Annotated in this window: 6 protein-coding genes; 4 read left to right on the forward strand and 2 right to left on the reverse strand. The window is 43.4% G+C overall.

Annotated features, from left to right (window positions below; genetic code table 11):
• Positions 1-132: 132 nt before the first annotated feature.
• The 3 genes from J4N22_RS07180 to J4N22_RS07190 all read left to right on the forward strand — a co-directional run bounded on the left by J4N22_RS07180 (position 133) and on the right by J4N22_RS07190 (position 12,600).
• Complete coding sequence (locus J4N22_RS07180; protein WP_207493248.1) at positions 133-10,620, forward strand: T9SS type B sorting domain-containing protein; 10,488 nt, start codon at positions 133-135, stop codon at positions 10,618-10,620.
• A gap of 122 nt (positions 10,621-10,742) precedes the next feature.
• A complete protein-coding gene (locus tag J4N22_RS07185) occupies positions 10,743-11,765 on the forward strand; it encodes a PorP/SprF family type IX secretion system membrane protein (RefSeq protein ID WP_207493249.1) in 1,023 nt (340 codons plus the stop codon).
• Positions 11,766-11,940: 175 nt separating this feature from the next.
• Entirely contained in the window at positions 11,941-12,600 is a 660-nt protein-coding gene (locus J4N22_RS07190; protein ID WP_207493250.1) for a protein-L-isoaspartate(D-aspartate) O-methyltransferase, read from the forward strand.
• Between the two features lie 9 nt (positions 12,601-12,609).
• Here the strand turns inward: J4N22_RS07190 and J4N22_RS07195 are convergent, their stop codons facing one another.
• Positions 12,610-13,590: an ABC transporter ATP-binding protein gene (locus J4N22_RS07195; protein ID WP_207493251.1), complete on the reverse strand. Its 981-nt coding sequence runs from the start codon at positions 13,588-13,590 to the stop codon at positions 12,610-12,612.
• A 164-nt stretch (positions 13,591-13,754) separates the two neighbouring features.
• On the opposite strand from J4N22_RS07195, the gene J4N22_RS07200 reads away from it, so the two are divergent.
• Positions 13,755-14,543, forward strand: a complete 789-nt coding sequence (locus J4N22_RS07200; RefSeq protein ID WP_207493252.1) for a 5'-nucleotidase, lipoprotein e(P4) family — start codon at positions 13,755-13,757, stop codon at positions 14,541-14,543.
• Positions 14,544-14,650: 107 nt separating this feature from the next.
• On the opposite strand, the gene J4N22_RS07205 is transcribed toward J4N22_RS07200, so the two are convergent.
• Complete coding sequence (locus J4N22_RS07205; protein WP_207493253.1) at positions 14,651-15,634, reverse strand: GlxA family transcriptional regulator; 984 nt, start codon at positions 15,632-15,634, stop codon at positions 14,651-14,653.
• Positions 15,635-15,663: the final 29 nt, after the last annotated feature.

Genomic DNA, 15,663 nt, shown 5'->3' on the forward strand with positions numbered 1-15,663 from the left:
ATAGGTGGAAATTCCTTTTAATGTCTCTTTCATGGAATTTTAATCCCAATAAGGGAATATATTTTTAAAGTTCTTTAACTGATGCACTACTTTCGCGGCACCTAATCGTGTACCCCCAAATAGTTCATTAATATGAGAGCGAGCAAGTGTATGCTCACCGTGTGTGCGAATGCATCATTAAGATTTCTTTTCATTACCCTGCTCGTTGTCGTATTTGTTAATACAGCCGTGGCGCAGCCTATTGCCGGCATAAGGGCTAATGGAAGGATCATGAACCCGGGCGATACAGTAACTGTTTGTGTAGGCGGAACAGTAGTACATGAAACCACGGCAAATAATTTTACTGCTATTCGCTGGCGCTTTAAAAATGGTACACCAACTACGGGTATTAGCGGCTACCAGCCTATTCAATATTTAACTCCGGGCATAGATACATCGTGGCAAGTGGTTTCATCGCCACAAGGAAGAGACTCTACATTTATTCTTGTTTTTGTAACCGATGTAAAGCCAACAGCCAATTTCTCCTTTTCTCCAAATAACCAGTGTGCAAATATCCCGGTTGATTTTACCAGCCATTCAACCGGTAATGGTTTGCAGTATGCTTGGAATTTTGGAGAACTAAATGCCACAAGTAACGTCCAAAATCCATCGTACCAATACCTGAACGCTGTAGGATTGAATGGCACGCAGAACTATAATGTAACGCTACTGGTAACAAATGATCTTCAGTGTAAGGACTCGATTACCAAAGTTGTTACCGTTACCAAAACCCCTGATGCTTCCATTGGTAATGCTGATCCGAATGTGCAGTTCAGCATGTTCAACAATGTACCAACTTTCAAAAAGTGTGATATCTTAAGTGGAAGTACGCACAATTTCCAGTTTCAGACTGCTACTACAACACCAGGATTAATTAGCAGTTATAGTGTGGATTGGGGTGACGGATCACCTGTAAGCAATTTTGCCACGCTTGCACCCGGGCAAATATTCTCGCATGTTTATGCAGTGGGTCAATACACCCTTACCGTAACTGCTCATTCTGCTACCGGTGGATGTACGGGTATCAAGAAATACAATGTGTTTTTTGGTACTACGCCTGCAGGTGGATTAAGTCCTTTGGGGAACAGCAGTGTTTGTGCTCCTAATATTTTGAACTTCCCTATTACTGGTGCTGCTTCCAATGCATCCAGTACTACCTATACATTCCAGGTAAATGACGGGTCTGCGCCGGTTACTTATAATCATCCACCGCCTACCAATATTACCCATATGTTTACCAGTGGCTCGTGTGGGAATTTTAGCAGCAACGGTACACAAACCTTCTCTAATTCATTTAGAGTAACACTTGATATTGAAAATGCATGTGGTACCACCAGTGGTAGTGTTATTCCTATTTATGTATCAGGTAAACCAAAAGCTTCTATTGGAGCACCGGAAGTAGTGTGTGTGGGCATGCCTACCACCATACTTAATACCTCTTTGATGGGAGGAACCATTACACCAACCGGTGGTGGTAATAGTACCTGTTCAAACAACACCAAATCTGTCTGGACCATTTCACCTGCAACTGGTTTTACCATCAATAATGGTAATCTTGGTAGCCTTAACAACAGTCCAAACAATTACCTGGTGTGGACCTCGGGAAGCAACGCGCTGGACATTACCTTCAACCAGGTTGGTACATATACCATCAAATTGAACATAGCTAACGACTGTGGTTATGATGAAGTAGTAAGAACCATCTGTGTTAGAAATGTACCTACTGCTGCATTCACATTAGATAATAAAAGAGGTTGTGGTCCAGTAACAACAAGTTTCACCACTACATCTTCTACAGATAACACTTGCCTGGGAGATGCATATAACTGGCAGGTGTCGTACATGGATCCTTCTACCTGTTCGGGCACTCCTAATTATACTTACACCGCAGGAACAAACTCTGCCAGCAAAAACCCGGTGATGACATTCATCAACCCGGGGATCTACATTGTTACGCTAAATGTTTTCGCTAACGGGTCTACTACATGTACAGCGGTGGCAAGAGATACAGTTTTTGTTGTTGACAAGCCACGAGCCGTTATCAATCCTATTGGGGCGGTGTGTTTGGGTGTGCCTGTCAATCCAACAGCACAGGTGAGTAACTGCTATAGCAATACTACCATGAGCCTTAGTTGGAGCTTCGCCAATGGGTCGCCTTCTACATCTAACCAGCTGGTGCCGGGAACAATCAATTATTCTTCTCTTGGTGTTCACCCAATAACACTGCAGGCTTCTAATGAATGTGGTACAACTACCGCTACTACAAATGTTACCATTTCGACCGCACCAACTGCAGATGCAGGACCTGACAGAACAATCTGTAGTGGTGAAACTACCATTATAGGTTCTACACCTTTTGCAGGCGTTACTTATTCATGGTCGCCAGCTACCGGAATTTCTGATCCTTCCAGCGGGAATCCATCTCTGACACTTTCTTACAACGGGCCAAACCAGGATACCACTTATACTTTTACTTTATCAGCTTCTGCAGGTCCTACGTGTAGTGCTACAGATGTGGTACAGGTGACTGTAAAAAAGAAACCTACTGTAACCATTGCACCAGTAGCAGCAATCTGTGCAGGTACAACAGCCACACTTACAGCCAGCGGAGCGGATACTTATTCATGGTCTCCCAATACTGGCCTTAGTGCTACCACCGGAAGTTCTGTTGTAGCAAATCCTTCTACCACTACCACCTATACAGTAATAGGAACTGCAGCCAATGGTTGTGCCGCTTCGGCAAGTGTTGTGGTAAATGTTTTACCTAACCCGGCAGTATTTGCAGGCAACGATACCACCGTTTGTAGTTTCAGCCAGGCTATACAATTCTCACCATTTCCAACAGGTGGTACATGGGCAGGTAGCCAACATATTTCACAAGCAGGGTTATTCAATGTACCTGCAGCTGGTAATGGCAATTACCAATTAACGTATACTATTGTTACCGGTGGATGTACAAGAATAGATACTGTAGCTGTTTCTGTTATCAATACGCCGGTTGTAAATGCTGGCAATGACTCATCTTTTTGCCAGGAGAATGTTGCGGTTCAATTAACTGCAACGCCTGCAGGTGGCCGCTGGTCCGGCAGCCCATACGTTTCTCAAACTGGTGCTTTCAATATTTCAGTTCCCGGTGTATATACCTTAGTGTATACCTATGGCAGTGGATTGTGTATAGGCTCCGATACTGTTGTTCATACAGTTATTCCGGGCATTTCAGACAACTCGATCAGCAGCAGTCAAACCGTATGTACTGGTGCTACGCCAGCTCCATTAACAGGTCAGACTGCTACCGGTGGTATAGGTGCTCCTGCTTACCAATGGCAAATGAGCACCAACAACTTTACATGGACCGATATAGCTGGTGCAACAGGAAAAGATTATGCGCCGGGTGCTTTAACGGCTACTACCTGGTTTCGCAGAATGGTAACAACCCCTGTTTGTTCAGGTTCACAAGCTAATTACAGTGCTGCAGTTAAAATAACAGTAAACCCTAATGCAAAGGCAGAGTTCAATTCATTGGTAACAACAGGATGTCCTCCTTTTGTTATTTCTCCATCTGTTATTAATCTTGTTCCGTACAATACGCAAAACAGTACCTACGAGTGGTATGTGAACGGGGTGTTTGTTGGTGGTGGCCAATCCTTCCCAGGTCACTCCATTCAAAACAACAACGAAAGTGCAACGGTAACATTGATTGCTATCAGCGCATTTGGTTGTAAAAATGATACTGCTTCACAGGTTTTCACAGCTACAGGAACACCTACGGTAAATGCAGGAGCTGATACAACATTGTGTGCCGGTGGTGCTCCTTTTCAATTAATTGGTTCGCCAGCAGGCGGAAGTTGGACAGGTAGTACATTCGTTGCCTTGAACGGTATGTTCAATCCATCAACTGCAGGTACACATACTTTGATTTATACTGTAGGTTCAGGTGCATGTATTGGAAGAGATACAATGGTGGTAACCATCACTGCAGGTTTAACTGATAATATTATCAGCAGCAGCCAGACGCTTTGTAAAGGACAAGTGCCTGCTGTGCTGGTTGGTCTTCCTGTAACTGGCGGAGGTGGAACACCTACTTACCAGTGGCAATCTTCAACCAACAATTTTACTTGGGTAAATATAGCTGGCGCTACTGCTAAAGACTATGCACCAGGTGCGCTTACACAAACAACGTGGTTCAGGCGTGTGGCCAACAGCACCTTGTGTGCCGGTAATACAAGTGATGCGGTGAAGCTGACCGTAAATCCAAATGCGGTTGCTAATTTTCAGCCGCTGGTTACCACCGGTTGTCCTCCTTTTGTTATCACACCATCTATTATCAATCATATACCAGAGGCAGGTGTAAGTGATTATTTCTGGTATGCAAATGGAAACTTCTTAGGTAGCGGTAGCACCTTCCCTGGTTACACCATTCAAAACAACAACGACAGCGTTACCATTTCATTAATAGCAATCAGCGCTTTTGGATGTGCCAACGATACTTTGATGCATGGCTTTAAAGCTACAGGTACACCATCGGTAAATGCGGGAGCAGACACTACAGTTTGTGCCGGAAGTGCTCCTATCATTTTAGCAGGTTCACCAGCAGGTGGCAGGTGGTCAGGCAGTACATTGGTTTCTATCAATGGATTATTCAATCCTTTTACAGCTGGCGTTTACCAACTCGTATATACCTATGGCAGTGGTGCATGTTTGGGCACTGATACTATGGTAGTAACTGTAAGTGCAGGTTTAGAAAACAACATCATTGGTAGTGCACAAACAATTTGTGGTGGAGCCATACCTGCTATACTTGTAGGGCAGGATGTAACAGGTGGTGCCGGTACACCATCTTACCAATGGCAGATGTCAACCAACAACATTACCTGGACGAATATCACTGGTGCAACAGGAAGAGATTATTCTCCTGGAGCATTAACAGTAACTACCTGGTTTCGTCGTATTGCTAACAGTAACCTGTGTGCAGGCAATACCAGCGATGCCATCAGGATTTCTGTTAATCCAAATGCAACTGCTTTATTTAATCCAACAGTAACATCAGGATGTCCTCCTTTTGTTATCACGCCTTCTATTGTCAACCTGATCCCGTTCAATTCTGTTAGCCAGTATATATGGTATGTAAATGGAACTTTTGTAGGAACAGGTGTTGATTTCCCTGGTTACACACTGCAGAACAATGGCGATAGTGCCACCATCATGCTTGTAGCAGTAAGTGCTTATGGATGTAAAAATGATACGCTTCAGCATGGTTTTAAAGCAGCCGGTACTCCAGTAGTAAATGCAGGTGCAGATACTACATTGTGCGAAGGCAGCGTGCCTGTCCAACTTGTTGGTGCACCAATAGGAGGAAGATGGAGTGGTAGTACTTATGTTTCAGTATCCGGTTTATTCAACCCTGCTGTAGCAGGTACATATACGCTTATTTACAACTTTGGAAGCGGTGCATGTATAGGTAGTGATACAATTGAGGTTACTGTTGCGCCAGGCATTTCTAACAATGTCATAGGCAGCAACCAGGCAATATGTATTGGTGTTGCCGCATCTACTTTAACCGGACAAAACATTACAGGTGGAAACGGTACAGCAATTTATCAATGGCAGCAATCGTTCAATAACATATCATGGACTGACATAGCTGGAGCTACTGGTGTCAATTATGATCCGGGTACATTAACCCGCACTACCTGGTTCCGTCGTATTGCCAATACAAGCAAGTGCCCCGGGCTGCAGGCCAGCATAAGCAACGAGGTTAAGATCACGGTTACGCCTGATGCAGATGCTAATTTCAATCCTACTGTTACTACAGGTTGTCCTCCGTTTGTCATAACACCTTCTATCATAAATGTATCACCAAGCAATAGTACATCCAGTGGTTACCTGTGGTATGCCAACGGCAGCTATCTTGGCTCTGGTGAAGTGTTTCCTGGTTTTACCATCACCAATAACAACGACAGCGTTAAGATCATGTTGGTGCTTACCAGCGCCTATGGTTGTGCTAACGATACAACAATCCAAACATTCTATGCATCGGGAACACCGGCAGTAAATGCAGGCGCTGATACAACGGTTTGTTTAGGCGGTGCTCCATTTCAACTGTATGCTACACCTGCCGGCGGCAGATGGGCAGGTACTTCTCTTGTTTCTGTAAATGGTTTATTCAATCCTTCTGCGCAAGGTGCATACACGCTGGTTTATTCCTATGGTAGTGGTGCATGTATTGGTGCAGATACTATAGTAGTAACTGTTAGTTCAGGTATTACCAACAACATAATTACAGGTGTACAGGAAATATGTGTAGGAAGCCTGGCTGCTACAATTGTAGGACTTCCTATATCAGGAGGTGCCGGTGCTGCTGTTTACCAATGGCAAATGAGTACCAACAATGTTAACTGGACAAATATTCCTGGTGCTAATGCTTTGGATTATGATCCGGGTGTACTTACACAAACTACCTGGTTTAGAAGAGAAGCAAGTACAACACTATGTGGCGGTGCTCAGGTCAATTTTAGCCCTTCTGTAAAGATCACAGTGAACCCGAATGCGAAGGCTGAGTTCAACCCGCTGATCACTTCAAGTTGTCCTCCTTTTGTTATTACTCCTTCTATCATCAACCTTAGTTTATTCACTGCTGGCAACAGCGAGTATAGGTGGTTTGCCAATGGAAATCTTCTTGGTATAGGACAGGTATTCCCTGGTTATACAATTTTGAATAACCTTGATAGTGTGCGTATCACGCTTGTTGCTACCAGCAGGTTTGGTTGCCAGAATGATACAGTGCATCATATGTTCTATGCTTCTGGTACGCCGGTAGTGAATGCAGGCGCTGATACCATTGTTTGTCACCAAGGCTTCCCTGTGCAGATGTATGGATACCCGGCAGGTGGTAGCTGGTCAGGTAATCATGTTACTATGGCTGGAGTATTTACACCATCAGTGGTAGGTACTTACAAGCTTATTTACACATTTGGTACAGGTATATGTATAGGAAAAGATACAGTAGAGGTAACTGTAAGCAGTGGAATAGCCAATAACACACTTTCTGGTAACCAATCAATATGTATCAACACCGCAGCAGCTCCTATTATAGGGCAGGTGATAACAGGTGGTACTACAGCACCTAACTATCAATGGCAGAGCAGTACTGATGGAATAACATGGACGAACATAGCTGGTGCTGTTGATAAAGATTACGATCCGGGTATACTGTCGCAAACCATGTGGTATAGAAGAATAGCTTCTACTTCCATTTGTAATGGATTACAATCAAGCACCAGTGCCGCAGTTAAGATCACCATCAATCCAAATGCTGTTGCACAATTTAATCCTTCCGTTACTACAGGATGTGCACCTTTCACTATCACACCTTCTATTATCAACCTTGTTACTAATAGCGGTGTTGTAGAATACAGGTGGTATGCAAATGGCACCTATATAGGAAGTGGTCAAAGCTTCCCCGGTTATACCATTACCAGGAATTTTGATAGCGTGATCATTAAGCTGGTAGCAGTAAGCAGGTTTGGATGTGCCAACGATACAACACAACATTTATTCATTTCTGCTGATGCGCCTTCACCATCATTCACGCAAAGTGATTCTGTTGGTTGCGGTCCATTAACAGTAAGCTTTACAAATACTACCAACAACGCCAGCCAGTATAACTACTTCTGGAATTTTGGCAATGGACAAACAAGCAGTGCAATTCAACCAGCACCTATAACTTTTGCTGTAGCAAGAAGCGGTGGCGATACTACCTATACAATTCGTATGACGGCTTTCACTTCGTGTGATAGCATAACTGTAATAAGGAAGGTAGTGGTAAGATCTAAACCAAAGGTTCACTTCCTGCCAAACAGAACACAAGGATGTAGTCCTTTCCTTGTTACATTCACCAATCTTAGCAGTGGCAGCAATGCAAACTACACCTGGGATTTTGGAAATGGTACAGCACCTGTTGCTACCAATAATGCTACCATACAACAAACCTATACAGCAGCGGTACAAACCACTTTCAACATAAAGCTGATCGGTGCAAATGATTGCGGTATTGATTCATTTGTTTCCCCTGTTGTAGTTACGCCTAATGCTATACTGGCTTCGCTTACTACACTTCCAGGAGATACGGTTGGATGTGCGCCACACACAGTTCGTTTTGTAAATAGCACAACTGGTGCTTCTAACTTCCAATGGGACTTTGGTGATGGCAACATACTTAATACTACAGCTTCACGTGATACCATTTACCATACTTACAGTGCTACTGGTATCTATCATGTAAACATGAAAGCCATCGGAAGTTGTAATGATACCACTGTTTCAATCCGCATCAACATAAAGGTGAAGCCAAACATCCGTTTCAGTGCTACGCCAATGGTAGCTTGTATTGGTGATACCATCCGTTTTACCAACAACAGCGATGCCGGTACAGAAAGCTTCTGGAGATTTGGTGATGGTACCACATCGTATACACGCAATCCTGTAAAAGTATTTTCTGCACCAGGTACCTATAGAGTGAAATTGTTTGGTACATGGAGTGGCGTTAACAGCTCAAGTTGTGCCGACAGTGCATTTGCAGATATCATCATCCGCGATACTATGCCAGGTACCTTCCGCGTCAGCGACTCGATCAGTAGTTGTGTTCCATTCACTGTTCAATTTGTAAATGAAACTGGTCCATCAGCTTATACCACATGGAATTTTGGTAACGGGTTCACCGCTACCGGCGACAGTGTATCGCATACATTCACCACAGTAGGTATGTACACGGTACGAATGGCTACACGCAATGTGGGTGGTTGTACTTTTACTGATAGTAAAATAATAAAGGTTAATGCGCCTACGGGTAATCTTCAATACAATGGTGGCTATGCTTGTGTAAATGCAGATGTGCGTTTTGAGATCCGCAATGGCAATGCAGCGCAGTATAGGTTCATCTTTGGTGACGGAGATTCATTAACAACGAACAGCACCATCATTTTCCATAAGTATACAAGACCTGGAAACTATGTGCCATTTGCATACCTGCTCGATGGTAACTGCCGGATAAAGATCAGTACAGGTGATACAATCAAGGTAGACCAGGTGGATGCAGGCTTTAGCTATTCAAGTATAAGAACCTGCGGCATTACTACTTATCAATTTACCGATACTTCTAAATCGTACTATGGTGTTGGTGGCTGGCAGTGGGACTTTGGTGATGGAACTGTTTCGCCAACTAAAAATCCTACAAAGGCATACTTCAGCGATGGCACCTACTATGTACAGGTACTGATAAATGGAGTAAGCGGCTGTCTTGATACACTTCGTGTTCCTATCAATGTATCTATACGTAGAGCACCAGTAGGAGATATAGGTAGCGATACCATTGCTTGTACTGGTCAACGGATGTACTTCAACGCCCTTATTCAATCACAGGATTCTGTAGTGAATGTTGCCTGGAACTTTGGAAACAACACAGCTGGTGTAGGTAGAAATGTATTCGCAGTTTACAATGTGCCGGGTGTATACCATGTGCGGTTGATCACCACCACCATGTATGGATGTGCAGATACTACTTTTAAAACCATACGTGTAGATGCAACACCAATGGTGAATGCAGGTAATGATGTTCAAATATGTCGCGGGCAAACAACGCAGCTTACTGCAGGAGGAGCCAGCACTTATACATGGAGTCCTGTCCAAAGCCTTAGCTGTGCTACCTGTCCAGTTACTTTGGCTAATCCTACAATGTCTACTCAATACGTAGTGCAGGGCAAAACCTTGCTCGGATGTAGCAATACAGATACTGTAGTAGTGAACGTGGTGCAGCCTTCACGCATAACTGTTTCGTCAAACGATACGATCTGTATTGGAGAGACAACACAATTGTTTGCTAATGGCGCCACACGATATATGTGGAACCCTGTAGTAGGTTTAAGTAGCGGAAGTATTGCCAATCCACTTGCATCGCCTACCACTACTACTGATTATATGGTAATAGGAACTGACCCTTACAATTGCTTTGCAGATACAGGTTATGTGCGTGTAGTGGTGGGAGCATATCCTAAGGTGAAATTGAATGATGGTGGAACCGTATTAGTCGGATCAACTATTCCATTGAGTGCAGTTATAAGCAATGGCCCTATACGCAAGTATACCTGGTCGCCTGCAGAAGATGTAAGTTGTATCAATTGTCCAAGACCACTGGCTGTTGTCAACAAGCCAACGACATTTAAACTTACTGTAGAGAATATCTACGGCTGTAGTAGCAGCGATACGGTTAGCTATAAGGTGAAGTGTGAAGAGTCGGCGCAGGTATATATACCGAATGCATTTAGTCCTGACGGAGATGGCCTGAACGATGTGTTCATGATACGTGGTAAAGGTTTGTCGACGGTGAAGTTCTTCAGGGTATTTAACCGGTGGGGACAGTTGGTGTTTGAACGCAGCAACTTCAATGCAAATGATCCGCGAAGCGGGTGGGACGGAAAGATAAATGGTGTACCTGCCAACCCTGATGTATATGTGTATACAGCAGAGATGACGTGTGCCGCAGGTGATACATTTGTTAGAAAAGGAAACGTGACCTTGGTTCGATAAAAAACATGAAGAAAGGCAACTTGTAAAAAGGGTAATACATTACAATATTCTATAAGTTCTTATCTTCCTATACTGTTATTGCTGTTTGTGAGATGGTTTACTAGTTTTTGAATTAACCTGACATGAAAAAATATTTTACCCTGGCATTGGTTGTAGTAAGCTTATGTACTGCTAATGCACAGGATTACAACTTTTCGCAGTTTTACGAACTGCCTTTGCTGCGGAACCCTGCTCTAGCTGGCATCTTCGATGGCAACTTTAGAGCAAAATCTGTGTTTCGCAACCAGTGGCAGAGTGTAACTACTCCTTACCGTACTTCTGGTATTAGTGCCGAAATGAAGTTTCATGCAGGTAGAGGCAACTGGCACAACCTTGCCATGCAGGCTACCTACGATGTAGCCGGCGATAGCAGGTTGAGCCGCGTGCAGGTGCTGCCGGTTTATACTTTCCATTTACAAATAGCAGAGGAGAATTACCTATCGATGGGTATGATGGCAGGTGCAGTTAGCAGCCAGTTTGATCCTACTAAACTTACCTGGGACGATCAGTTTGTCAACGGTTCATTTAACGTAAATAATCCTACTTCGCAGATCATACGCAATACCAATCGTAACTATTTTGAACTGGCTACAGGTCTTGCCTTTACGCGTCCTTTGGGTGAAATGGGAACCTTGTACATCGGCGGTAGCATGTTTCATATTACCAGGCCACGTGTGTCTTTTGATCCTAATAATGAAGACAGGCTTGAAAGGAAGTATGGTTTAAATGGTGGCCTTACAGTGCCTACAGGTGCACGTGATGCATTTACCTTTTATACAGATGCATTTTTCCAGGGAGGCCACAGGCAAAACATGATTGGTGGGATGTATACAATGGCGCTTGCTGATGAATACTATGATGATAAGAACAAGACCAGCCTGCACGTTGGTGGCGCTTATCGTTGGAACGATGCGTTCATTCCTGTAATAAAACTCGACTATCAAAACTTCAGCTTCGGGCTTAGTTACGATGTGAATACTTCAAAACTGAAAACTGCATCGCAGAGCAGGGGTGGATTCGAATTTACCCTAACATACCGCAACAATGCCATAGGTGCTGGTCATAATGGTGATGTGCCATGCCCAAGGTTTGGTAGTAACTTCTAAACGATTGATGTTGGTTCAGCAGAACAATACTTTCTTTTAGTGCTGCAGAAAAAGGTACATATTACAAGTCAAGTCTTGTTTAAAGATTATGGTTGTAGTTCCTACTTTTCAACAAAGCTGGCTTAGGCTTTGAAGATAAACCTATGTATACTGCTCATTGTATAATATTGCAGCTGTGAAGAAGTTTGAAGATACTTACCAGCATAAAGGTTTACGCAGGCAATTGGTAAACCTTTTACGTGAGAAGGGCATTACAGATGAAAATGTTCTTTCTGCCATCAATAATATTCCACGTCATTATTTCCTTGATTCTGCTTTTGATAAGATAGCTTACGAAGACAGGGCTTTTCCCATAGGTGAAGGACAGACCATTTCGCAGCCTTATACAGTTGCCTACCAGTCGCAGTTGCTGCAGGTAAAGCCTTACGATAAAATACTGGAAATAGGAACCGGAAGCGTGTACCAGGCATCTGTATTAGCAGAGATGGGTGCTAAGGTATTCACCATAGAACGCCAGAAGAAGTTGTACGATCACAACAAGAATTTTTGCCTGAAAACTAAGTACCACAACATCAAATTCTTTTACGGTGATGGCTTCCTTGGATTGCCTACGTATGCACCTTTCGATAAAGTGATCATTACTGCTGCGGCACCATTCATTCCTCCAAGGCTTATTGAGCAACTTAAAGTTGGTGGCTTGATGGTTATACCTGTTGACGTAGGGCCTTTTCAGCAAATGCTTCGCCTTACTAAGTTGGCAGACGGTTCATATGCTGAAGAACGGTTTGATAATTTTTCTTTTGTTCCTATGCTTGAAGGCAAGAACGGCGGCTAAAACTTTTCACTACATATACCATACATGGTTTGGCTGTACCGCCAGGTAAACCACATCGCCTCGGTGTACAGAAGTATCATTGGTTTGCACAACCAACGGATGACCACCTATTGAAACTTCCAGTTCGGTATACCTGCCGTGAAAATGTACTGCGTCAACAGTGCCTCTTATGCCATCACTGTCATTGGTCAGCAACAGGTGCTCCGGGCGGATCATGATATTATCCCAGCGGAGCTGCATACCAGGCAAACGCGAGAAAGCCTGCACCTGTCCAAGCGTAAGGATGTTATACCTGCCAAACAAACCGGCAGTATATTCATCTGCAGGTTGATTGTAGATAAGGCTTGGCGCGCCTTGCTGTACTATCCGCCCATCCTTCATCACGATGATCTCGTCTGCCCAGACCAGTGTATCTGCCGGCTCATGCGATACCATCATGCACGTGATCTGCAGTTGCCTGCTGATGGCGTTGATCACCTGCTTCATGGTATTCTTGTGCACCATATCAAGATTGGAAAACGGTTCATCGAGCAACAGTAGCTTTGGCGTATTGATGAGCAGGCGTGCAATTGCTATTCGTTGTTTTTCTCCACCTGAAAGTTGATCTGTTCTTCTTTTCAGCAGGTGGTTTATCTGGCAGATAGTGAAGATAGTGGCAGCATCGTGTGCAGGTAATTTAGTAGCCATTTCCAACACTTCTTCTACACGGTAGTTATTGCGCAATTCAAAATGTTGAGACAGGTAAGCAATGGAAGGATGCCCCGGAAGAAGTTGTTCTAAAGGTCCTTTTACGCGCACATCTTCAAAGAGAACAGTACCTGCATCAGGCTGAATAATCCCGGCTATGATTTTCAATAAAGTACTCTTGCCCGAGCCCGTTTCGCCGGCTATGGCTATTTGCTGAAACTTTGCCTGGTTGAAGTGAATATTCTGCAGAATAAATGCCTGGTCCTTCTGTTTGGAGATGCCTGAAACACGTAAAAAACTCATAATCGCCAAAAGTAAACGAACGCAACAAATGCAGCAGTTTTTTGTTGTAGATATTCCTATAGAAATCTTACCAGGTAAGGTTACCTGATGATAATTAGGAGCAACGTGAGCAGTATACCGTATTTTTACCAATCCATTTTGATTATGAAGAACCCTTGTTGATTATGAAGATTACCAAATACCTCTTGTTGTTTACACTATTGGGCTGCACAGCTACCAGGTCTACCACTCCGGATAATAAACATTCGTTGCTTGTGCAGGGAAAAATGTATGCTGCGTTTTTCCAGCAACATGCTGCTGAATACCGGGCATTGTGTTACCAGGCTTTCAATATAGCCCGTGTAAGAGTAGATGCATGGAAACCTGGCACACGACCAACAGCTATTGTTACGGATGTAGATGAAACCATACTGGACAACTCACCTTATGCAGTTCATCAAACCTTGCGCGGAACCGATCATACACCGCAGGAGTGGGAGGCATGGACAGCGATGGCGCAATGTGATACCATACCTGGCTCTCTTTCTTTTTTACAATATGCTGCATCAAAAGGCATTGAGATTTTCTACTTAACCAATAGAGAAGAGTCTGAAAAGGAAGGAACATTAAAAAACCTTCGCCAGTTCAATTTCCCTAATGCTGATGAAGAACACTTGCTTTTGAAACGTGCTACCAGCAAGGAGGCAAGAAGAAATAAGGTTTTGCAAACGCATGATATTCTCTTGCTGATGGGTGATAATCTTTCTGATTTCGCTTCTTTATTTGACAAGCGCCAGCCTGCTGAAAGAAACGGTAATACAGATAAAGTATCGTATGAGTTCGGTAACAGGTTTATTGTATTACCCAATACAACCTACGGTGATTGGGAGAATGCTATCTTGAACTACAACTATAATCTTACAATACCTCAAAAGGATTCGGTTATCAGGAAATCGTTGAGAGGATATAAATAATTCAAAAGGCAAAAGTCAAAAATTAGAAAGTAAAAAGAAAAAGTAAGAAAGGAGAGTGATAACATTCTCATACTTACTTTTTCAGTTGTTTACAAATAAGCTGTTTCTCATCTCACCGCGGCTTCCCTGTTGTACTTGCTTTTGTAGGCCAATGGTGACAGGCCGGTGAATCGTTTGAAAGTAGTGCGGAATGCTTTAGGATCTGTATAGCCTACATTGTACATCACATCGTTTACATTCTCACGGCTTTTCTCCAGGCTCATTTTGGCGGCCTCTATTTTTACGCGCTGTATATATTCCACAACCGTATTGGATGTAGCTTTTTTAAAGCGGCGTTCAAGGTTTCTTCTTCCTATTGCAAACTTGGTTGCCAGTTGGTCTACCGTTATTTTTTGTTGGAAATTTTTCTCTATGTATTCCTGCGCTTGTTTTATCGATTCGTCATCATGTGCTTTTTGACCCTGGAATATGATAAACGGAGACTGGCTCTTTCGGTCAATGTCTATCATGAATGCTTTGCTGATGAGAATAGCCATATCTCGTCCGGCATATTTTTCTACCAGGTATACAATCAGGTTTAAGTAGGAGTAAGCTCCACCACTGGTGTACAAGCCGCTGTCTTCGGTCATTATTTTATCGTCTACCAGTTTAGCATCAGGAAATAAGTTTCTGAATTCGTTAGCAAAGCGCCAATGCGTAGCGCACTGCTTGCCGGTAAGCAAGCCTGTAGATGCAAGAAAGAAAGTTCCAAGGCACAAGCTAGCTATTTCAGCGCCATTCTTGTACTGTTGTATGATCCATGGGATGAACGCTTCATTTTGTTTCATGGCTTGTAAGGGATCACCCATGAGAGCAGGAATGATAACCAGGTCTGTACGCTCTACCTCGTGTATCAATACATCAGGTTTGATGGTGAACAAACCATCACGCTGGCTCGTTTCTTTGTCTAATCCTACTAATTGTACATTGAAAACTTTAGGCATTCCCATAGCCATACGCATGGAGTTTAGCTCCATAAAAATTTGGTGTGTGCCTTCTATATTAGTCAGGCTGGTGTGTCCTTTTGGAACCAGTATTGAAAGATGTTTCATGATGATCTCCTGATTGTTTTTGCGATTGC

This window comes from Aridibaculum aurantiacum, from assembly GCF_017355875.1.
Lineage (GTDB): Bacteria > Bacteroidota > Bacteroidia > Chitinophagales > Chitinophagaceae > Segetibacter > Segetibacter aurantiacus.

Bases quoted from the DNA above. Each gene is read 5' to 3' on its own strand.
- J4N22_RS07180 (WP_207493248.1), top strand. From the start codon at position 133: ATGAGAGCGAGCAAGTGTATGCTCACCGTGTGTGCGAATGCATCATTA.
- J4N22_RS07185 (WP_207493249.1), top strand. From the start codon at position 10,743: ATGAAAAAATATTTTACCCTGGCATTGGTTGTAGTAAGCTTATGTACT.
- J4N22_RS07195 (WP_207493251.1), bottom strand. From the start codon at position 13,590: ATGAGTTTTTTACGTGTTTCAGGCATCTCCAAACAGAAGGACCAGGCA.
- J4N22_RS07200 (WP_207493252.1), top strand. From the start codon at position 13,755: ATGAAGATTACCAAATACCTCTTGTTGTTTACACTATTGGGCTGCACA.
- J4N22_RS07205 (WP_207493253.1), bottom strand. From the start codon at position 15,634: ATGAAACATCTTTCAATACTGGTTCCAAAAGGACACACCAGCCTGACT.